This is a genomic window from Micromonospora sp. NPDC047187 (assembly GCF_040643355.1).
Taxonomy (GTDB): Bacteria; Actinomycetota; Actinomycetes; order Mycobacteriales; family Micromonosporaceae; genus Micromonospora; species Micromonospora salmantinae.
On sequence record NZ_JBEYUF010000001.1, the window covers coordinates 698,139 to 718,188 of the forward strand.

Consider the following 20,050-nt stretch of genomic DNA (forward strand, 5'->3'; position numbering starts at 1 on the left):
GCCGGGACCGCCAGCAGCTTCAGCTGCTCGAACCGACGGCGTTCCGCCGACGCGGTGGCTGAAGATTCGCGCCGAAAGCCGGTAACCAAATCGGCTGGCCAACCCGTCAGGTCAGTGACGGATCGCCACTGGGGGCGGCCGGCCGAGGAGGAGCAAGGGACATGGGCGACGTGCGTGGGCGTTTCAGGGACGACCTGGCCCAACATCCCGCCCCGCCACTGGGTGACCTGGTCCAGCAGTCGGTGGTGCAGGGCCGCCGACTTCGTCGCCAACGCCGCCTGGCGCAGTTCGGCGTCGGCGGATCGGCGTTGGCGATGCTGCTCGTGATCGGCCTGGCCGCCGGGCCGTTCGGCGTCGGAGCGGATGACGCCGGTCAGCCCGGCGGAGCGAACGTGGGCTTGCCGGGCGGATCGGTCGACACCACCACGCCGTCCCCGGCTGGGTCCTCCGGTGGCGCCCCGGGCGGGCTGGAAGAGGGCGCCGAAGGAAACCTCTTCCGGTCAGCGCCGCCGACTCCCTCGACCACGGTGATCGACACCGTGAGGATCGGGGCGGGGCCGGACGGTGAACTGCTGACCACCACACCGCAGGGCGCCCTGGAACTGCTGACCCGGCTGCTGCCCAGGGGGAAGACCAGCGGTTACGCGAGTCTGGAGAGCAGCGGGTCAGGCCCCGGCATGCCGTACGTCCAGCTCTACCTGGACCGAGGCGATGGACCGGGCATGCTGCGGCTCTCCATCTACCGGGACCGCGTCGGCGGCGACCCCGCCCCGGGGACGGTGGAGCTGACCGAGGTACCCGACAACTGCGTGCAGAACCAGACGGTCACCGTGCACCACCGCGCTGGCCTCCAGGTCGATCTCATGATCGCCACCTGTCTGGTCTGGGACGCCAAGGGAACGTCGCCGGCGCCGCCCGTCCTCTCCGTGAAGGAGGCGATCGCGATCGCCGCGAACCCGAACTGGGGGACGACACTGCCGGCCGAGTACGTCGTCAACGGGACCAAGAGGTTCCCGAAGCTGGCCCGGGCGAATGGCTGACGAAGACTTCGTGGAGTTCGCGCAGGCGACCGTTGGTCGGCTGCGCGACGCGGCCTTCCTGATGTGCCGCGACTGGCATCTCGCCCAGGACCTCACCCAGACGACGCTGGCCAAGGTGTACGCCAACTGGAGGCGGGTCCGCCGGGCCGACGACCCCCACGCGTACGCCCGCAAGATACTGCTGCGCTGCATGATCGACCAGCAGCGACGTCGCTCCAGCCGCGAGTTGGCGATGTCGGCGCCGCCGGATCGGGGCGAGGAACATCCGGCCGAGCTGCGCATGACGTTGCTGGACGCGGTCGCCACATTGCCGTTGCGGGATCGGGCGATCATCGTCCTGCGTTACTGGGACGACCTGAGCGTGGAGACAACCGCCGAGGTTGTGGGCGTCTCCACCGCCGTTGTCAAGAGCCAGAGCATGCGCTCCCTCAACCGCCTGCGTGAGTTGCTCGGCGAGACCCGTGCCGAGCTGTTCGCCGAGGAACGCCATTGACGGGTCCTGTCTGCGGCCGGGGTGTGGCGGATCCCGATGGTGTCGGACCGTCGGCCGGTAACCGCCGCGTCGGTGCTGCGGCGGCGGCGAACGTGCCGCCCCGCGTCGTCGGCTGAGGCGCCACCTGCGGTGGCAAGTATCTGCGTCTGGGGAGGTTTCGGTGTTCGTATCGAGCAGCAGGACGAGCCGAGGCCGGATCCGCGGCAGCGGCCGAGGTTCGCTTGCGGTCGTGCCGGCGGTCCTGGCGGCGTCGATGGTGATGGCCGCGGGGTGCCATCGGGGGGAGTCCGGTATCGGCCCCGACGAGCGACACACCGCAAACGCGGAACGGGGCGATCCGAGCCCGCTGCTGGGGGCGGGCGATCTGGGAGCGGACTGGCGTGCGGACGACGCGCGAACCGGTCTGCCGCCCTGGCCGTGGGAGCAGGACAGTTGCCCTAGTTATCGGAGCAGCGACTACCCGGCCAAATCGCATCGGCGCGCTGCCGTGGAGCGCTACTACCGGCCGTCTGACGGCTCGTCGCCGGCCCATCACGTCGTGGAGACGTACGAACCTGGATGGGCCGAGCGGAACGTCGACGACGTCCGTCGGGTCCTCCTGCGGTGCGCGAGCTACCCGGTCCTCGGATCGCAGGTCTCGTTCGACGTCGTCGACCCGCAATATCTGGACGGCGCCGGCATGCTCGTTCGAGGTCGCATCGCGCATGCGGACACCTCGAACACCGTCACGTACTTCGTGATGGTGCAACGAGGCGAGACGGTCTCGACGGTCCGCCTGCCCGATCCGGGCAGCCAGGCCGCGGTGGACGAGATCGCGGCGAGGGCGGTGGCCCGCCTTGGCTGAGCGGAAAGGGCGGCAGCTGCCGCGACGCTGGGTCATCTCCGCTGTCACCACGTCGCTGGCCGGCGTCGCGACGGCCGCCCTGGGTGCCACGCGCGGCCGCGACGGCGACCGAGCCGGACCATCGCAGGGTTCCTCCCCTGCCACTCCGATCCCCACGACGCCGGCCGTCGACCGGATCGACCAGGCGAGAACGCGCATCAAGGCCTACGTGCAGCGGTACGACGGCCACCTGGCGGTCGCGGCACTGGATCGACAAGGAACGGCTGCGGTGACGGTCGGCGCCAAACGGTTCGAGACCGCCAGCATCGTCAAGGTCAACATCCTCGCGGCCCTTCTGCTGCGCCAGAACCCGCCGGGCAAGGCCCTGGGTTCCGACACCCGGCGGTTGGCCGAGGCCATGATCGTGTCCAGTGACAACGATGCGGCGGTCGCCCTCTGGCAGCGGATCGAGGGCTCGCGCGGCCTCACCGCCGCGAACCGCGCGCTCGGTCTGCGCGAGACGAAGCCCAATTCGCACTGGGGCCTCACCACGACCACGGTCGCCGACCAACTCCGTCTGCTGACCGCGCTGACGTCACCGACAGGACCGCTGACCCCGCAGGACCGTACCTTCGTCATGGGCCTCATGAAGAAGGTGATCCCCGAGCAGCGGTGGGGAGTCACCGCCGCGCGGGAGGCGGGCAGTCGTTCGGAGTACGTCAAGAACGGCTGGGACACCGCTGATGTCGACGGGGGCCGCTGGCTGGTCAACAGCATCGGGCGGATCGTCGAGGCCCGTCATGACTGGCTGATCGCCGTGCTCTCCGACCATCACGTGAGCCAGAAAGAGGGCATCCGCGTCGTCGAGAAGGCTGCCACGTACGTGCTCAAGGAGCTGCGTACCGCCACTGCGGGCGACGGCCCGTCGCAGGGGTAGCCCTCGGCGCCGCTCGCCCGCTCGGCCTGGGGCCGGGGCTGCGCTACCGAGGGGCCGCTGGCGGTCCTGGCCCACGGCTTCGACGATCCCACCGAACCCGACGGGGCACTGCGTCCGAACGTCCTGTTCGGCATTTCCCGCAGTGTGCGGATGTGACGGTCTCCGATTCGGCGCCCCGATTCGTCGAGCACCTGCCAGAGTGGTTCATGCCCTTGAGTACGTACCACCTCAGAGCCTCGGTCGCCGTGTCCGACATTCAGACGGCCGTGGCCTTCTACGAAGGCGCGCTGGGCCTGCGGGCGTTGCGGTCGGGCCCCAGCGCCACCATCGCCGACGGTAGCCGTGTCTATGGCTCCGGTGGCGGGCCGGCGCTGAACGTGTATCAGTCGGTCACTGCCGGGCAGACCTCGGCGACGGTGGCGACGTGGTACGTCGACGACATCGACCAGATCGTCGACGAGCTCACCTCGTCCGGCGTCGAGTTCGTTCGCTACGAGCAGTTCGAGCACGACGACAAGGGGATTACCGCGCGGGCCGGAGGTGGACGTATCGCCTGGTTCCAGGACCCGGACGGCAACACCTTCGCTCTCGAAGCCGACGCGTGACCTCCACCTGAGACAACCAATCCGGCTCAGGGCGTTGACGCCCTGAGCCGGAATAGTTCTGTAGCTGTTGGTACTGCCGATCAGGTGACGTTGATGTCGCTGCACCACATGTAGGTCTGGTCCAGGTGCGACGCCCTCCAGAGCACGAACAGGATGTGGTTCCCGCTGCGCGACGGGAGCGAGACGTTGAACGAGATGTTCTGCGCCGGCGCGTAGCGCCCCGTCGTCGTGATCAGGTCGAGGTTGCCCCATCCGAGCTTCTGGGTGGCCGGGTTGAACCCCTGCTTGGTGACGTAGACCTGGAAGTAGTCAGCGCCGTGACTGGCCTGGTCGTACAGCTGGACCGTGAGGTTGCGGCTGACGGTGGTCGTCTTCCACGCCCCGGGCTGGTTCACGCTGTCGTTCCTGGACAGGGCGTTGCTGCACAGTTGACCGTCCGGGGTGCGGGCCTGGTACTGGCCGCCGAGGCCGTCGCGCAGCTGGCTCATCCAGTTCCACATGGTGTCGGGATTGGCCTGGAACGCCCGCCAACACATGGGGTCTTGCTGCTGCATGGCGGGGTTCATGTGCTGGTTGCCCCACGCCTTCCAGCATTGGTAGGCGCGACTCATCGGGTTGATGATGGTGCCGTGGGCCTGGGCTGCCCCGGTGAAGGGCAGCATGCCGGCCACGATGGCGAACACCATGACGAACGCTCGAAGGGACCGACGGACTGGTGACCGGGATCGTCCGCCGGATCGATCGGACTTGAGTGAACGCACTGTTCATCCTCCGCTCTTCGGGACTACAGATCAGTATGGGAACGCTCCCAAACCAACTGTTGCATCTATCGACTCAAATATCAATCGTTATCTATCTATGGTCGGATGTGGATCGAGCTGACCGGGCTGTCCGCAGCCGCCCGGTTCGGATCCGGGTGCGGGTAACGACCGCGCCGCCTGCCGCCCGGCACTGTCACAGGCCGGCTGCGGCGTCGTACCGGCGGCGCTGGTCGACCATCTCCGACTCGGACAGCGCCTCCTTGAGCGCCAGCTCCGCGTACTTGGGCGGGAGCATCTGCCGCACCCGGTCGGTGAACATGACCTCGGCGGTCGCCTCGACCACCTGGATGCCCGGAGGCTGGGTGGACATGTCCATGATCACGGGTCCGGCCAGTTTGACCGCCACGTCCCAGGGGCGCTTCTGTTCGGCGACCCCGCAGAGGTGGAAGCCGTAAACCGTCTGCACGTCGGCGAGCGCGGTGGCCTCGGTCGGCTCGTAGCCGTAGACGCGGACCCCGCAGATCACTGCCGGCTTCGCCGTGGTGGCCGCCTGCTGGGCGCCGTGTCCGGCGTGGTTGTGCTGCCCCGGGTCTGCCTGTTCGAGCGTCGTACGCATTCGGGCGATGATCTGTGATTGCAGATCCGCCGGCTTCGCCTCCGGGCCGGCCCGGTTGACCAGTACGACCGCGCCGGCCGACACCACCAGCAGGATCACCGCCACCCACACGAAGCGGTTTCGGTACCAACCCGCGAAGTTCTCTCGGGAAATCATGATTGCTTCTCACCTCGTCGCCGGTTTCTGGTGCTGGCAGGCCGAATCGGACGCCCCCGGCGGGTCAGGCGTCGAGCGCGTCAGCCGTTGGGGGGACACGTGCCGGGGGTTACCTACGGCGGGCGAGAGTGGTTGCCCGGCAAGGCGCCCGTCGTCGTAGAGGTGACCCGGCGATTCGCCAGGCGAGCGTCCGCCAAGGCGGCGCGCTGCCGGCGCTGCGATGCTCCCGTGCTGGCCGTTCCCAGCGCGGTTGCCCCCGCGCTGCGGCGATATGAGCCATTCCAACACGTCTGGATCGACTTTGGCAACATCGACGGGCATCAGCGTGCTTTCGGGGCCGGTCCACCCGCGCCTTCCTCGCGCACGGGTGCTGTCGCCGCACCACCGCCGGTCCCCCCGGACCTCGACGTCGACAAGCCGATGGGCGCCGCCGTCTACGGTGTGCGGGCCTGACTAATGTCATGAGTACCTGTGCACCCCGCATCGAACGTCGTGACTAAGCGCACTGGAGCCCACTCGTCCCGTCGATGAGACTCGATTCATCGCCGGAACAACAGCCGGCCGAGTTCGAGGGGCGGCGGGACGGTGGACGAACGCTACGACAGCTACTGCGCCGCGGATCGGCTGTTCTACGACTCGCTCGGCAGCGCCGTCGCACAGCCGGTCTTTCCGGCCGCCGACCGGCCGACGCCGACCGGCTGGCGCCGCGAGCCGCTCGACGACTGGCTGATCTACGCGCCCGACGGCGGCTCCCTGCCGCAGCAGGGCTGGAAGATCCATGTGTCGGCGGGTCTGGCGAACGCCGAACGGGTGCTGGACGCGGTCTGGAACTACTGCGTCCCCCGCGGCCTGTCCTTCAAGTTCCTGCGCGGACCGCGCACGCTGCTGCTGCGCAATTCCAAGTACGCCGCCCGGGCCGCCAGCGGCAAGTTCATCACTGTCTATCCGTGCGACGACGCGGAGCTGGAGTTGGCCTGCAAGGAACTCGACGAACTGCTGACCGGCGAGACCGGGCCGTACATCCTCAGTGACCTCCGCTACGGCGTCGGCCCGGTCCACGTGCGCTACGGCGGCTTTGCCGCCCGCTACTGCCACTCGCCGGACGGCCAGGTGGTGCCGGCGATCGAGGACGACGGCGGCACGCTGGTGCCGGACCGGCGGGAGCCCGTCTTTCACGTACCGTCCTGGGTCACCCTGCCGGACTTCCTCGGCCCGCACCTGGCCGCCCGGAGCGGCACCAGCACCGACCAGGTGCCGTACCGGATCGAGCGGGTAATCCACTTCTCGAACGGCGGCGGGCTGTACGTGGGCAGGGACCTGCGTACCGACACCGAGGTGGTGCTGAAGGAGGCCCGACCGCACGCCGGCCTGGACGCCGACGGCACCGACGCCGTCGCCCGGCTGGCCCGCGAGGCGCAGGCCCTGCGGCAACTCGCCGACCTGCCGCAGGTGCCTCGGGTGCACGACGAGTTCGTCCTCGGCGAGCACCGGTTCCTCGCGCTCGAGTTCATCGAGGGCCGGCCGCTGAACAAGGTGCTGGTCGACCGGTACCCGCTGATCGACGCCGACGCGACCGACGACGACCGGGCGGCGTACGCCCGGTGGGCCCGCCAGACCTACGAGCAGGTCGAAGCCGTCGTGGCGGCGATCCACGAGCGCGGCCTGGTCTACGGGGACCTGCACCTGTTCAACATCATGATCCGGCCGGACGACCGGGTCGCCCTGGTCGACTTCGAGGTGGCCGCCCCGATCGCCGGGCACCGCCGACCCGGGCTGCGCAACCAGGGCTTCGCGGCACCGAGGGACCGCAGCGGGCCGGCGGTCGACCGGTACGCCCTGGCGTGCCTGCGGTTGGCGCTGTTCCTGCCACTGACCCAGCTGGTCCGGCTCGCCCCGGCGAAGGTGACTCACCTGGCCGACATCATCGCCGCCAACTTCCCGGTGCCGAGGTCCTTCCTCGATCCGGCGGTCGAGGAGATCACCGGTGAGCCGTGTGTCGCCGCGGAACCGCGAGGGAATCTCGGCACTGATGACTGGCGCACCATGCGGGACCGGCTGACGACGGCGATCGTGGCCAGCGCCACCCCCGAGCGCGACGATCGGCTCCTTCCCGGTGACATCGAGCAGTTCCGCAGCGGCGGCCTCAACCTCGCCCACGGGGCGGCGGGGGTGCTGTACGCGCTCGACAAGAGCGGTGCCGGGCGGTGGCCCGAGCACGAAGACTGGCTGGTGCGGCGGGCGACAACGCCCCCGTCCGGCACCCGCTGCGGCTTCTACGACGGGCTGCACGGCGTCGCATACGCGCTGGTCCACCTCGGACGCCGGCAGGACGCGCTGGACGTTCTCGACATCTGCCTGCGGGAACCCATGGACGGGCTCGACCACAGCCTGGCCAGCGGACTGTCCGGGATCGCGCTCAACCTGGCCGAGTTGGCCGCACGCACCGGGGAGGTGTCGTTGCGCGACGCCGCCTGGCGGGCCGCCGAGCGTGTGATCGGGCAGCTGGCCGACGACCCGGGCCCGGACGTCAGCGGCGGCCGTAACCCGTACGCCGGGCTGTTGCGGGGCCGGACCGGACCGGCGCTGATGCTGTTGCGCCTCTACGAGCTCAGCGGCGACGACGAGCTGTTGGGGCACGCCGCCACCGCGCTGCGTCAGGATCTGCGGCGGTGTGTGCTGCGCCCGGACGGTGCCCTGGAGGTCAATGAGGGCTGGCGCACCATGCCCTATCTGGCCCACGGCAGCGTCGGTATCGGGCTGGTCCTCGACCAGTACCTGCGCCACCGGGCCGACGACCGGTTCGCCGAGGCGAGCGCCGGGGTTCGGCGCGCGACGCGCTCACCGTTCTACGCACAGTCCGGGCTCTTCGCCGGCCGGGCCGGCATCATCGCCTACCTCGCCGCCTCGACCGACGAGGCCGACCGCGGCGAACTCCGCGCGCAGATGGATCGGCTGGACTGGCACGCGCTGCCGTACCGGGAGGGGATCGCATTCCCCGGCGAGCAGTTGCTGCGGCTCTCCATGGACTTCGGCACCGGCACCGCCGGCGTGCTGTACGCGCTGGCCAGCGCGGAGCACGACCAGCCGCCGACGCTGCCCTTCCTCGCGCCCCTGCCGGGCGCGAACAGACTCCCCCGCGACAGCGGGGGCGACCTGATCGGCGAACGGAAGGAAGGGAGGTGAACGACATGGCACTTCTGGACCTCCAAGGCCTGGAGATGGCTCCGGCCGACCGCACCGGTGGCGGTAGCCGGGCGAGCCTGCTGCTCTGCGGCGACAGCTCGCTCTCCGTCACGACCTGCAACTGATCCACGCACACGTGGGGCCCTGGGTGGGTAGACGTGCCCACCCAGGGCAACCGCGTACCAACGGGAGGACCGATGCCGACGTTCGCCGTGGGGGACAGGCTGCTGCGGCAGACGGTCCTGGCGGGCGGCGGCTGGACCGCTGGACTCGCGGCGGTCGCGCTGCTCGGCGCGGCCGCCGAACTGTTGCTACCCGCGGCCCTCGGCCGCGCCGTCGACGCCGCCCTCGACGGCGGCTCCGCCTGGTGGGCGGTGTCCGCCTGCGCCCTGGTCGTGGTCCTCATCTGCGTCGACACCCTGACGGACCTGGCCAGCGGCTTCGGTGCGGCGCGCGCCACCGCCGGGCTGCGCCGACGCCTACTGCGTCACCTGTTCGCCATGGACGTCCGCGTCACCCGCCGGCACCCGGTGGGTGATCTCGTCGGCCGGTTGGTCGGCCAGGCCGCCGACGCCGGACAGGCCGGCAACGCCGTGGTCCTGGCCATCGTGGCGGTGCTTCCGCCGCTGGGCAGCGTCGTCGCGCTCGCCATCATGGAACCGGTCCTCGGTCTCACCCTGCTCGTCGGTCTCACCCTGCTCGCCGTCCTCATGCGCGCCTTCGTGGCCGACGCCTCGGCGGCAACCGCCGGGTACCAGCGGGTGCTCGGCAACATCGCCGGCCGGCTGTTGGAGTCGCTGACCGGTGCCCGGACCATCGCCGCCGCCGGCACCACCCGTCGCGAGGAGGACCGGGTGCTGGCGGCCCTACCGGAGCTGGACCGGCACGGCCGGCACACCTGGGGACTGCTGGCCCGGGCGAGTGCGCGCACCTCGGCCGTGGCGCCGCTGCTGAACCTGAGCGTCATCGCGGTCGGCGGGTACGCCCTGACCGCAGGCTGGCTCACGCCGGGTGAACTGGTCGCCGCCGTCCGGTACGCGGCCATGGGCGCCGGGCTCGGTGCAGTGCTCGCCACCCTGAACCACCTGGTCCGCAGCCGCGCGGGAGCACACCGGGTCGCCGAGCTGCTGACGCAGCCCGCCACGCCGGCAGGCGATCGGCCTCTTCCACCCGGCGGCGGCGCCCTGCGACTGCGCGGGGTGTGCGTGCACGCCGACGACGGCCGGCCCATCCTGGACGGCGTCGACCTGGACGTGCCGGCCGGCGCGACAGTGGCAGTCGTCGGAGCGTCCGGTGCCGGCAAGTCGACCCTGGCGGCCGTGGCGGGACGGCTGTACGACCCCGACGGCGGTGAGGTGCGACTGGACGGGGTGCCGCTGCGGGACCTCGACGCGGCGGCGCTGCGCCGGGCCGTCGGCTACGCCTTCGACCGGCCCGTGCTGATCGGCGCGACAGTCCACGACGCGATCGGCTTGGCGCTGCCGGTCGACGCGGCGGCACCGCCGGCCGATCGGAGCCCGGCCACCCCGGAGGTTCTGCGAGCGGCCCGGATGGCGGCCGTCGCCGACGTGATCGAACGTCTGCCCAGCGGTTACCGCACCCCGCTGGTGGACACACCGCTGTCCGGGGGTGAGAACCAACGCCTCGGCCTGGCCCGCGCGTTCGCCGCCGAACGCCTGCTCATCCTTGACGACGCGACGTCCAGCCTCGACACCGCTACCGAACACCGGATCACCGAGGCGGTTCTCGGGAGCGCCGGGGGGCGTACCCGACTGGTGGTCACCCACCGGACCGCGGCGGCCGCGGCGGCCGACCTCGTCGCCTGGCTGGACGGCGGTCGGCTGCGTGGCCTGGCACCGCACCGGCAACTGTGGGCCGATCCGGACTACCGTGCCGTCTTCCAGCCTGCCGACGGTGGATCGTGAGCCGTCCCGGCGTACGTCGGGTGACCTGGCGGGCGCTGCGCGCCAGTCGGCGGGAGCTCGCCGGGCTCGGCGGCTGGTCGCTTGTCGAGTCGCTGCCCGCGCTACTCGCCGGCTACCTGGTCGCCCGCGCCGTCGACGAGGGTTTTCTGGCCGGACGTCTGCTCAACGGCCTGGCCTGGTTGGGGGTCCTCGCCGTGGCCGTACTGGTCGGCGCGGCGGCCACCGGTCGGACGTACCGGAGCCTCGGCGCCGTGGTCGAGCCGTTCCGCGACGAGGTGGCCGCCCAGGTGATCCGCGGCGCGCTACGCGACGCCACCCGGACGGGTGGCCGCCCGGACAGCGCCGCCGTGACCCGGCTGACCCACCAGATGGAGATCGTCCGCGACACCTTCGCCGGTCTGCTGATGGTGACCCGCGGTTTCCTCTTCTCCGCTGGCGCGGCCCTGCTCGGCCTGCTCGCCCTGGCGCCGGTGGTGGCGGCGCTGGCGGTCGCGCCGCTGGTCGCCGGTCTGGTCGTGTTTCTCGCCGCGCTGCCGGCGATGGTCACGCACCAGCGCGCCTACGTCCGGGCCGGTGAACAACTCGGCCAGTCGGCGGCGACCGCGCTGGCCGGTCACCGCGATGTGCTGGCCTGCGGCGCACAGACACGCGTGGCGGCGGAGGTGGCCCGCTGGGTGTCGGCGCAGGCCGCCGCCGAACGCGTGCTCGCCCGGATGGCGGCGATCCGCAGCCTCAGCCTCGGCATCGGCGGCTGGCTGCCACTGCTGGTGCTGATGGTGGCCGCCCCGTGGCTGGTCGAGCGTGGTCTCACCGCCGGCGCGGTGCTGGGCGCGCTGATCTACGTCTCCACCGGGCTGCAACCCGCCCTGCACACACTGGTGCAGGGTCTCGGCGGCGGCGGGCTCCGCTACGCGGTCACGCTGGAGAACATTCTGCGCACCTGTCCGGTCTCCGACGACCAGCGCCCGCCGGCCCTCGCCGCCCGGATGCCCCGCCGCCGACCACCCGCCGGTCCGGCCGGTCGCCCGCCAGCCCTCGAGGTCCGGGGACTGACCTTCGGCTACGGCCCGCACGCCCGGCCCGTCCTGCAGAACTTCTCGCTGACACTCGTCGACCGGGACCATCTCGCCGTGGTGGGCCCGAGCGGTGCGGGCAAGTCCACCCTGGCCGCCCTGATGGCCGGTCTGGTGCCGCCGCAGGCAGGCACCGTCCACCTGGCCGGCACGAGGGTCGCCGAGGTCGAGCCCGCCGCTCTCGCCCGGATGCGAGTGCTGGTGCCCCAGGAGGCGTACGTCTTCACCGGCAGCCTCGCCGACAACCTCCGCTACCTCCGGCCGGACGCCGACGATCACACGCTGGAGGTCGCCCTCGACACGCTCGGCGCGCGTCCCCTGGCGACCCGCCTGGGCGGCCTGGGCGCGCCGGTCGCGCCGGCCCTGCTCTCCGCCGGCGAGCGGCAGCTCATCGCGGCTGTCCGGGCCTGGCTGGCACCCGCCCCGCTGGTGGTCCTCGACGAGGCGACCTGCCACCTGGACCAGGTGCTGGAAGCGACGGTCGAGGCCGCCTTCGCCCGGCGGCCCGGCACCCTCGTGGTGATCGCGCACCGGATCAGTTCCGCGCTTCGGGCCGCACGGGTGCTGGTCCTCGACGGCGACGAGCCCGTGGTCGGGACGCACGAACAGCTGATGGCCCGCTCGGCCACCTACCGGGTGCTCGTCGGCTGCTGGGACGACCCGGTGGTGCCGTCCCCGGCGGTGTCGACGCGCCGAGGCTGAACCTCGCACATGCACGCCGACGGCGCCGGTCAGATCCAGCCCGCCTCGCCGGCCATCCGCACGGCCTCCACCCGGGTACGCGCACCCACCTTGCGCGCGATCCGCCCGAGATGGTTGCGCACGGTGCCACGGGTGAGCCCGAGCGACACCGCCACCTCGGCGACCGGCGCACCCGCGGCCGTCAGCCTCAACACCTCCGTCTCACGGCTGGTCAGTGGGCCGTCCGAGCGCAGCGCCGCGACGACGAGATCCGCGTCGAGCACGGGCTCCCGGCGGGCGAGCCGTCGGATCCCGTCGATGACCCGCTGGGGCGCGGCGTCACTGCGCAGGATGCCGACCGCCCTGGTCGGGCACAACATGCCCCGCAGTCGCCGGGCCCGATGCGGGTGGGCCAGCACCAGGACGGGACACCGGCCGAGACGGTCGGGATCGACTCCCTCGACGAAGTCGAGGTCGGCCACCACCACGTCGGGGCGTTGGGCCCGAACGGCCGCGGAGACCGCGTCACCGCGATCCACCTCCGCCACGACACGGATGTCCTCCTCAGCGGCGAGGACCAACGACAGCGCGCCCAGAACCAGGGCACCGTCCAAGGCGAGCAAGGTACGGATCACGATGAACCTTCCCGCACTCCGATGGTGATCACACAACGTCAACATTCAAACACGCATCCGATGGGACCGCACGGCGACGGGGCGGGTCCGGAAACTCCACCGGGCCCGCCCCCAACGGTCACAGCCAGCCGTTACGCCGCGCGCGCGACACCGCCTCCAACCGGTTGCGGGCCCCGGTCTTGCGCAGAATCACCGACAGGTGATTGCGCACCGTCCCGTGTGCCAGGTAGAGGCGTACGGCGATCTCCTTCAGGGGCAGGCCCTCGGCCGCCATCCGCAGCACGTCCATCTCCCGAGGCGTCAACGGCATCTCCGGGGGACTCAGCACCGCGATCGCCGCAGCCGGGTCGATCGCCCGTTCCCCGGCCGCGAGCGCGCGGATCGCCCGCACCAACTCGGCCAGCGAACTGTCCTTGCCGACCAGGCCGCGCGCGCCGGCTGCCAGCGCCGCCTCCACCAGCGCCGGGCTCCAGCGAGGGCTCATCGCCAGCACGGCGGCGTGCGGCGCCTCGACGTCGATCCGGGCGACCACCTCCACCGGGTCAGGCAGCTCCGGCGTCAGTGCCAGCACCACCACCTGCGGTCGGCACCGCCGGACCACAGTCAACAGTTCACCGACACCCTCGACGTCGGCGACCACCTCCATGTCCTCCTCGCGTGACAGCGCGGCGCAGAGCGCTCCGCGGAGCAAACCCATGTCCTCGGCGACGACAACGTGGATCACCACGTTTTCTCCGATCTCCGATACTCGTCACGACGGCCACCGATCCCGGAACATCCACGGGTTGGTCAGGGCGGTCGTGCGCTACAGACGGGTGGGCATCGGCCCGCGACACCGTCACGGTGGACGGGCACGGGCACTGATCGACCGACCAGCGGGTGGAACAGGCCGGCCGCTCGGGCCAGCCGCCGGGGTCGGTCGACCCGCCTCAGCCTGGGCGGGCGATCCCAGCAGGAGTTCGGCTCGCGACCAGAAGCCGCACGAGATCGCAGCGTTGCCCGGCACCGAGGTGGGACTGCCGGTCGAGTGGCCGGACCAGCCCCGGCCCGGGCGTCGATCCATTGTCGACGCAGCCGGCGTCCTGGTCGGCGGGCGCGACGGGCTGGCCAGGAAGGACAGCCCGCGCGCTCACCGGCACCAGGCGTGCGGCGAGGTGCGCCGTCGGGGCCGCGGCACGCGCGGGGCCGACGACGGACATTGGCGGTGGCGCGGCCGGGGCCGGCGGCGCGGCGACGCGTACGGGGGCCGGCGCCGGCCCCGCCGGTGGCGTCGGCACTGTCGGTACGGCAGCCGGCTCGGTCACCGACACGGCGGCTGGCCCGAGCGCTGGGGGAACGGGCAGTGCGGGTGTCGCCGCCGGAACGACCACCGGGCCGAGAACGGGCGGTAGAACGGCATCGGTGACCCGGAGGAGCGCCACGACGACGGGCCTGATCGGCACCGTGCTCACGATGTCGACGACGTACGGCAGGGGAGCGGTGACCAGGCCGACCACGGGCGGACCGGCCGGCGTACGCACCGCCGACCGGTCGGGGGCGGCGGTGGTCGGCTGTCGCGGTGGATCGGCGGCCGGCAGCGACAGGTCCACCCGGTGAGCCGCGCGGGCCACGGAGGCCGGTCGGAGCCTTTCGTGCTCCGCCGTGCCGGCTGAGACGGATGCGCCGAGCCTCGACGCACCCGCCGACCGTCGAGGCTCCGTCGAAGGGGAATCCTCGCGGGGGGCGGCCACCGCGCCGGTGGGCGCTACCAGCGGGGCACGGGGCATGTCGTGGCGGCGGTCGTCGGCAGCCGCCGCTCGTTGACGGTCCTGGTCGGGGCGCTCGGCGACCGAGAGCCGTACGACCGACTCGACCAGAACGCCGATCCTCCGATGAGGCTCGTCGCCGGACCCGCTGCGCATCCCGTCGGCGGCGGCCGGCCCCTGAAACAGGGCGGCCACGACGAAACCGGCCCCGACGGCGACCGCGATCAGCGCCATCCGCCGGGTGAGCCTGCGCAGCCGTCCGGCCGCAAGCGGCGCGGACCGGTCCGGCGCAGACGCCGACGCGGTTCCGCTGACGGGACTTCGCACGCGGGCACGACCCCTTCCCTCTGGGTTGCTGACCCATGGTAGCGATGTGCTCACGTAATCGCATCCCGGTGGGCGCGCGCTCGTCGGCAGGATGCGGGAAGACCGCCTACGCGGGTGGCGGCGCGGTCGACCCCCGGATCCGCAGCGACGGGCTGATGACGATCCGGTGGGTGGGGCGGTCGGGGTCGGCGAGCCGGTCGGCGACAAGACGCACGGCGGCTCGTCCGATCGAGCGTCGCGGCGGTCGGACCGCTGTCAGCGGCGGGCTGAAGAGCCCGGCTACCTCGTCGTCGTACGCCACTATGGAGAGATCGCCGGGTACGGTCAGGTGCCGCTCCTCGCAGTGCTGCACCAGCGCGATCGCTTCGGCGTCGGCGTGCACCAGCAGCGCCGTCGTCCCGGTCGCCTGGCACTGGTCGAGGATGCCGTTGAGCACGGTGTCTCGCTCGGGTGACCGTGCGTCGGGTACCACAGCCACCACCGTCGCGTCCGAGTCGAGGCCGCACTCGGACGTGGCGTCGAGCCAGCCGCGCCGTACGTGCTGGCTGGTGGGGCTGTTGGCGTCGAGCACCAAGCCGACCTTGCGGTGTCCCAGCGAGGTGAGGTGGCGCACCGCCATGGCCGCACCGAGCGCGTGGTCGGTGACCACCGATTCCATGACGGCGTGGTGGCTGCCTACCGTGGCGGTGCGTTCCAGCAGGACGACCGGGACGCCGACGTCGTCGAGCCACTCGATGGTGCGCTCGGCGGTCGGTGTGTCCATGCTCGGCGCGATGATCAGCGCGTCGACGCCCATCCGCCCCACCATGCGGGCCAGTTGGGGCTGGTCGTCCTCACTGTCGTAGGACGAGCCGCGCAAAACCACTCGCATGTCCAGCTCGCGGGCGGCCCCCTCGACGCCGCGAGCCACGTCCGGCCAGTAGTAGTCCAAGGAGGGCACGAGCATGCCGAGGGTGCGCCCGACCAGCGGGTCCCGACCAGCGGCGGGCGGCTCGTCGGCTGCCGGGACGTCGTCCGGCAGGATCAGGGCGACCCCACCGTGAACCCGGCGAACCAAGCCTTCGGCGGCGAGCTCCGCAATGTCGCGCCGGATGGTGACCGGCGCGGCGCCAAGCACGTGGGACAGGTCAGAGATGCGCATCGAGCCGTCGCGTTGCAGGGCTGCCAACAGTTGCTGGCGGCGGGCGACCTGAAGCGGCCCTCGGGGGGCCTCCGCCGTGACGACGACGGGGCTGTCCTTGGTCATGGGGACCTCCGAGGAACGCTTCGTGCGGTGAAAGCTCTTGCGTGGTGCGGACGACCTCGCCGGCCGGGCCGAACGCGGTGACGTCGATCGCGAGCCGGATCGGCTGATCTCCCCATCCGACGAAGAGCATAGGAGTCGTGCTCCGCCGGGTCGGTCATGACTTCTCTGACGGTAGAGCGGTTGTGAACGATTGTGATCGTATCAGAGCGCTTGGCGCGTCAAGGCGGTGTTGTGCACGCTCTTGATCGGCTGTGTCCACATCGGTTTGGGAACGGCATTGACTCGCTCCTTTGTGAGCGTTTTACTTCGGAAACCCTGCGGATGCCTGCTCGTCACATTCATGGGCAACGCCCCGCTCGCCACAGTCGACGGAGACGGATCGATGCGACAGGACCACGGATGACGTCCGGGACGACGGGCCAGGTGGCGCCGGCGACCGACTCGGATGTCGCTACCGCCGCGACCTGGAGCCGGGATGACTGGTTGGCCCTCGCCGACCGGATGCTCACCGCCGCCCGGCCGTTCGCGTCGCCCGGACACGCCCTCGTCACCTTCCCCGGGCCGGAGGGCGGTTACGGGCGGGCCGTCGACGGACTGGAGGGTTTCGCCCGCACCTTCCTGCTGGCTGGTTTCCGCGTCGCGGGTGCCAGAGGAGTGGGCTTGGACGAACTCGTGGACTGGTACACGGCAGGCATCACCGCTGGCACCGACCCGAGCTCTCCAGACCGTTGGGTGCGCTTGGACGAGCACCCCCAGGCGAAGGTGGAGGCCGCCTCCATCGCGCTGGTCCTGGACATGACCCGCCCGTGGATCTGGGACCGACTGCCGTCAGTGGTGCGTGAGCGGGTGGTGGACTACCTGCGCCCGGCGGTCGGCGACGACACGTACCCACGGATCAACTGGGTCTGGTTCCGGCTGGTCGTACAGACGTTCCTGCGTTCGGTGGGCGGGCCGCACTCGCTCGACGAGATGAACGAGGACCTGACCACGCACGACGGCTTCGTCCGCGAGGACGGCTGGATGTCCGACGGGCCGCACCGTGCCTACGACCACTACGTGGGCTGGGCCCTGCACCTCTACCCGACTCTGTGGGCCCGGATGGCCGGCGCGGCGGACCTGGCCGAGCAGCGCCGCGATCGGGACCTGGCCGGCCTGGACCGCTTCCTGAGCGACGCGGTCGCGCTCGTGGGCGCCGACGGATCACCGTTGATCCAAGGGCGAAGCCTGACCTACCGCTTCGCCGCCGCGGCACCCTTCTGGGTTGGCGCCATCGCCGGCGTGCCCTCGGTCAGCCTCGGCCGGTTGCGCGGCGCGGCCACCCGCATCGTGCGTCACTTCGTCGCCAACGGCGCCCTGGACGAACGCGGCCTGCTCAGCCTCGGCTGGCACGGGCCGTGGCCGCGACTGGCGCAGTCGTACTCCGGGCCGGGCTCGCCGTACTGGGCCAGCAAGGGCCTGCTCGGCATCGCGCTACCCGCCGACCATCCGATCTGGACGACTCCCGAGGAGTCGTTGCCGGTGGACGAGCGCGATGCGGTGCGGGCGATACACGCGCCAGGCTGGCTGGTCTCCAGCACCCGTGCCGACGGCATCGTCCGCGTCGTCAACCACGGCACCGACCACGCCGTCGAGGGTGCCACCGTCTCAGATTCCCCGCTCTACGCCCGGCTGGGCTACTCCACCGCCACCACTCCGGTCCTCGACGACAGCGGCTGGGCCAGTCCGCTCGACCAGTCCGTCACTCTCGTCGACGACGCGGGCCGGGTCACCCACCGCGCCGGCATGCGCCTGCTGACCGTTCACGTCGACGTCGACGCCGACGGCGTGGGCGTGGCCGGGTCACGTGCCCTCGCCCACTGGGTCGACCCGGATCCGGGTCGGCGCGATCACGGCGGCGGCCGGGTGGGCCGGTTTCGACCGGCCGGGCACCTGACTGTGTATTCGCTGGTCCGCGGCCCCTGGGAGCTACGTCTGACCCGCGTCGACGACCTCGCCGACGGCATGGAGGCGGCTGCGCTGAGGCTACGGATCGGCGGCTGGGCCATTGCCGGGGATGCGACGGCCACCGCCGGCGGCGGTGTGGCGGTCGTGACCGCGGCCGACCTGACCAGCCGGCTCGAAAGCCTTCAGGGTGGCGGCACGGCCGGCGTCACCGCCGTTCCGCACGGCGGGCCCCTGGCGGGCGGGCTGGTCGTGCCTTGGCTGGACCACCCCGTCCGGCTGGGCGCATGGGCTGCCACCTTAACCGACCTGTCCAGGGTGCCGGTGGCCACGGCCGGGCAGGCATGCCAGGCCGTGGTCGACGAGGACGGCCGGGGCCTCCACCTGGCTGTCGACTGGCCCGACGGGATCAGTACGTCGACCCGCCTGGACACGGAGCATGCCAGGCCCACCCAGGCGTCCTGGTAGCAGTGCGGGCCCGTCCGGGCCCCTTGACCTGAAGGAGAAAGGGATGAAGCGTGCGATACCGGCCGTCATCAGCGCTGCGACGGCCCTGACGCTTGTTCTCGCCGGTTGCGGCGGCGGAGACGAGCCGGTCGACCCCAATGCCCCGGTGACCCTCACCCTGGCCGGCTGGAGCCTGTCGTCCACGCCCGAGTTCAAGACGCTCGCCGACGGCTTCAAGGCGACCCACCCGAACGTGACGGTGGAGCTCAAGGAGTACGCCCCGGGCAACGACTACGACACCCAGATGATCACGGACCTGGCCGCCGGCACCGCCCCGGACGTCTACGTCATGAAGAACCTCAAGAACTTCTACACGTACCAGAGCGGTGGTCAGCTGCTCGACGTCTCCGACGCCACCTCCGGTCTCGGCTCGAGCCCGGCGCTCGCGTCGTACCAGGTGGACGGCAAGGCGTACGCGGTGCCGTACCGGCAGGACTCGTGGGTGTTGTTCTACAACAAGGACCTGTTCGCGAAGGCGAAGGTGGCACCGCCGGACGGCAGTTGGACCTGGGACGACTACACCGACGCGACGAAGCGACTGCACACCGGGCTGAAGGGGGCCGGTTCGAACGCGACCGGGGCGTACCAGCACACCTTCCAGTCGACAGTCCAGGGATTCGCGCTCGCCCAGACCCCCAACGCGGACCTGCTCTCCGGGGACTTCGGCTACCTGAAGCCGTACTACGAGCGGTCACTGGACCTGCAGGCGGCCGGCGCGCAGCCGACCTTCGGCACCGCGAAGACCAACAAACTCACCTACCAGGCGCAGTTCGGCAAGCAGCAGTCGGCGATGCTGCTGATGGGCACCTGGTACGTGGCCACGCTGCTCAACCAGCGACAGAGCGGTGACGCCGACAAGTTCCAGTGGGGGATCGCCCCGGCGCCGCAGTTCGACAAGTCCACCACCGGCACCTCCGCCACACCTGTCACCTTCGGTGACCCGACCGGCTTGGGAATCAATCCGAAGATCAGCAAGTCCAAGACCGCCGCGGCGAAGGCATTCCTCCAGTACGCGGCCGGCCCGGATGCCGGCAAGGCGCTTTCCGGGATCGGCATCACCCCGGCCCAGGTCACCGACGCGGTCACCGCGACGCTGTTCGGGCTGGACGGCGTACCGCAGGACGACCTGTCGAAGTTCGCCTACGCCAAGCACACCATCAAGCCGGAGAATCCGGTGTCGAAGCACACCGCCGGCCTGCAGAACCTCCTCAACGAGACGCACTCGGCGATCCTCTCCGACAGCAAGGGCGTCGACGCGGAGCTGAGCAAGGCGCAGGCCCGCGCCAAGAACGAGGTCCTCAACCAGTGAGCTGATGGCGGGTCCGGCGCGCCTGAACCGCACGCCGGTCCCGCCAC

At 71.3% G+C, this 20,050-nt stretch carries 17 protein-coding genes; 11 read left to right on the plus strand and 6 right to left on the minus strand.

The window, feature by feature from the left end; all coding sequences use genetic code 11:
- Positions 1-161: 161 nt before the first annotated feature.
- From ABZ794_RS02920 to ABZ794_RS02940, 5 genes are all read left to right on the plus strand, one after another.
- Complete coding sequence (locus ABZ794_RS02920) at positions 162-1,040, plus strand: hypothetical protein (protein ID WP_357513890.1); 879 nt, start codon at positions 162-164, stop codon at positions 1,038-1,040.
- On the plus strand, positions 1,033-1,533 hold the full coding sequence (locus tag ABZ794_RS02925; RefSeq protein WP_210780432.1) for a SigE family RNA polymerase sigma factor: 501 nt from the start codon (positions 1,033-1,035) through the stop codon (positions 1,531-1,533). The genes ABZ794_RS02920 and ABZ794_RS02925 overlap by 8 nt, the downstream gene beginning before the upstream one ends.
- A gap of 229 nt (positions 1,534-1,762) precedes the next feature.
- Positions 1,763-2,377, plus strand: a complete 615-nt coding sequence (locus ABZ794_RS02930) for a hypothetical protein (RefSeq protein WP_357513892.1) — start codon at positions 1,763-1,765, stop codon at positions 2,375-2,377.
- Positions 2,370-3,293, plus strand: coding sequence for a serine hydrolase (locus tag ABZ794_RS02935; RefSeq protein WP_238689871.1), 924 nt, complete (start codon positions 2,370-2,372; stop codon positions 3,291-3,293). Before ABZ794_RS02930 ends, ABZ794_RS02935 begins: the two co-directional genes overlap by 8 nt.
- 245 nt (positions 3,294-3,538) lie before the next feature.
- On the plus strand, positions 3,539-3,898 hold the full coding sequence (locus tag ABZ794_RS02940; RefSeq protein ID WP_238689872.1) for a VOC family protein: 360 nt from the start codon (positions 3,539-3,541) through the stop codon (positions 3,896-3,898).
- Between the two features lie 80 nt (positions 3,899-3,978).
- Here ABZ794_RS02940 and ABZ794_RS02945 read toward each other — a convergent pair whose 3' ends face one another.
- A complete protein-coding gene (locus tag ABZ794_RS02945) occupies positions 3,979-4,584 on the minus strand; it encodes a lytic polysaccharide monooxygenase (protein ID WP_231396184.1) in 606 nt (201 codons plus the stop codon).
- Between the two features lie 268 nt (positions 4,585-4,852).
- Positions 4,853-5,431, minus strand: a complete 579-nt coding sequence (locus ABZ794_RS02950) for a hypothetical protein (RefSeq protein ID WP_357513895.1) — start codon at positions 5,429-5,431, stop codon at positions 4,853-4,855.
- A 585-nt stretch (positions 5,432-6,016) separates the two neighbouring features.
- Here ABZ794_RS02950 and lanKC point away from each other — a divergent pair.
- The 4 genes from lanKC to ABZ794_RS02970 all read left to right on the plus strand — a co-directional run bounded on the left by lanKC (position 6,017) and on the right by ABZ794_RS02970 (position 12,314).
- A complete protein-coding gene (gene lanKC, locus ABZ794_RS02955; RefSeq protein WP_357513897.1) occupies positions 6,017-8,614 on the plus strand; it encodes a class III lanthionine synthetase LanKC in 2,598 nt (865 codons plus the stop codon).
- Positions 8,615-8,619: 5 nt separating this feature from the next.
- On the plus strand, positions 8,620-8,739 hold the full coding sequence (locus ABZ794_RS02960; RefSeq protein WP_013734295.1) for a SapB/AmfS family lanthipeptide: 120 nt from the start codon (positions 8,620-8,622) through the stop codon (positions 8,737-8,739).
- Between the two features lie 72 nt (positions 8,740-8,811).
- The gene (locus ABZ794_RS02965; RefSeq protein ID WP_357513899.1) at positions 8,812-10,539 is read left to right on the plus strand and encodes an ABC transporter ATP-binding protein; all 1,728 of its coding nucleotides are present in this window, start codon (positions 8,812-8,814) and stop codon (positions 10,537-10,539) included.
- On the plus strand, positions 10,536-12,314 hold the full coding sequence (locus ABZ794_RS02970; protein ID WP_357513901.1) for an ABC transporter ATP-binding protein: 1,779 nt from the start codon (positions 10,536-10,538) through the stop codon (positions 12,312-12,314). Before ABZ794_RS02965 ends, ABZ794_RS02970 begins: the two co-directional genes overlap by 4 nt.
- A gap of 29 nt (positions 12,315-12,343) precedes the next feature.
- Here ABZ794_RS02970 and ABZ794_RS02975 read toward each other — a convergent pair whose 3' ends face one another.
- The 4 genes from ABZ794_RS02975 to ABZ794_RS02990 all read right to left on the minus strand — a co-directional run bounded on the left by ABZ794_RS02975 (position 12,344) and on the right by ABZ794_RS02990 (position 16,246).
- Positions 12,344-12,928, minus strand: coding sequence for a response regulator transcription factor (locus ABZ794_RS02975; RefSeq protein WP_210786724.1), 585 nt, complete (start codon positions 12,926-12,928; stop codon positions 12,344-12,346).
- Between the two features lie 118 nt (positions 12,929-13,046).
- Complete coding sequence (locus ABZ794_RS02980; RefSeq protein WP_210786722.1) at positions 13,047-13,655, minus strand: response regulator transcription factor; 609 nt, start codon at positions 13,653-13,655, stop codon at positions 13,047-13,049.
- A gap of 202 nt (positions 13,656-13,857) precedes the next feature.
- Entirely contained in the window at positions 13,858-14,907 is a 1,050-nt protein-coding gene (locus ABZ794_RS02985) for a hypothetical protein (protein ID WP_357513904.1), read from the minus strand.
- Between the two features lie 199 nt (positions 14,908-15,106).
- Positions 15,107-16,246 (minus strand): substrate-binding domain-containing protein, encoded by a 1,140-nt coding sequence (locus ABZ794_RS02990; RefSeq protein WP_210786718.1) that lies wholly within the window; start codon positions 16,244-16,246, stop codon positions 15,107-15,109.
- A 399-nt stretch (positions 16,247-16,645) separates the two neighbouring features.
- Here ABZ794_RS02990 and ABZ794_RS02995 point away from each other — a divergent pair, with 399 nt between their 5' ends.
- Entirely contained in the window at positions 16,646-18,655 is a 2,010-nt protein-coding gene (locus ABZ794_RS02995) for a DUF2264 domain-containing protein (protein ID WP_357513906.1), read from the plus strand.
- Positions 18,656-18,698: 43 nt separating this feature from the next.
- On the plus strand, positions 18,699-20,003 hold the full coding sequence (locus tag ABZ794_RS03000; RefSeq protein ID WP_210786714.1) for an extracellular solute-binding protein: 1,305 nt from the start codon (positions 18,699-18,701) through the stop codon (positions 20,001-20,003).
- Positions 20,004-20,050: the final 47 nt, after the last annotated feature.

Excerpts from the sequence above, each read along its gene's own strand:
- ABZ794_RS02965 (WP_357513899.1), top strand. The coding sequence starts at position 8,812 with ATGCCGACGTTCGCCGTGGGGGACAGGCTGCTGCGGCAGACGGTCCTG.
- ABZ794_RS02920 (WP_357513890.1), top strand. The coding sequence starts at position 162 with ATGGGCGACGTGCGTGGGCGTTTCAGGGACGACCTGGCCCAACATCCC.
- ABZ794_RS02950 (WP_357513895.1), bottom strand. The coding sequence starts at position 5,431 with ATGATTTCCCGAGAGAACTTCGCGGGTTGGTACCGAAACCGCTTCGTG.
- ABZ794_RS02925 (WP_210780432.1), top strand. The coding sequence starts at position 1,033 with ATGGCTGACGAAGACTTCGTGGAGTTCGCGCAGGCGACCGTTGGTCGG.
- ABZ794_RS02990 (WP_210786718.1), bottom strand. The coding sequence starts at position 16,246 with ATGACCAAGGACAGCCCCGTCGTCGTCACGGCGGAGGCCCCCCGAGGG.
- ABZ794_RS02985 (WP_357513904.1), bottom strand. The coding sequence starts at position 14,907 with ATGGCGCTGATCGCGGTCGCCGTCGGGGCCGGTTTCGTCGTGGCCGCC.
- ABZ794_RS02960 (WP_013734295.1), top strand. The coding sequence starts at position 8,620 with ATGGCACTTCTGGACCTCCAAGGCCTGGAGATGGCTCCGGCCGACCGC.
- ABZ794_RS03000 (WP_210786714.1), top strand. The coding sequence starts at position 18,699 with ATGAAGCGTGCGATACCGGCCGTCATCAGCGCTGCGACGGCCCTGACG.
- ABZ794_RS02995 (WP_357513906.1), top strand. The coding sequence starts at position 16,646 with ATGACGTCCGGGACGACGGGCCAGGTGGCGCCGGCGACCGACTCGGAT.
- ABZ794_RS02945 (WP_231396184.1), bottom strand. The coding sequence starts at position 4,584 with ATGGTGTTCGCCATCGTGGCCGGCATGCTGCCCTTCACCGGGGCAGCC.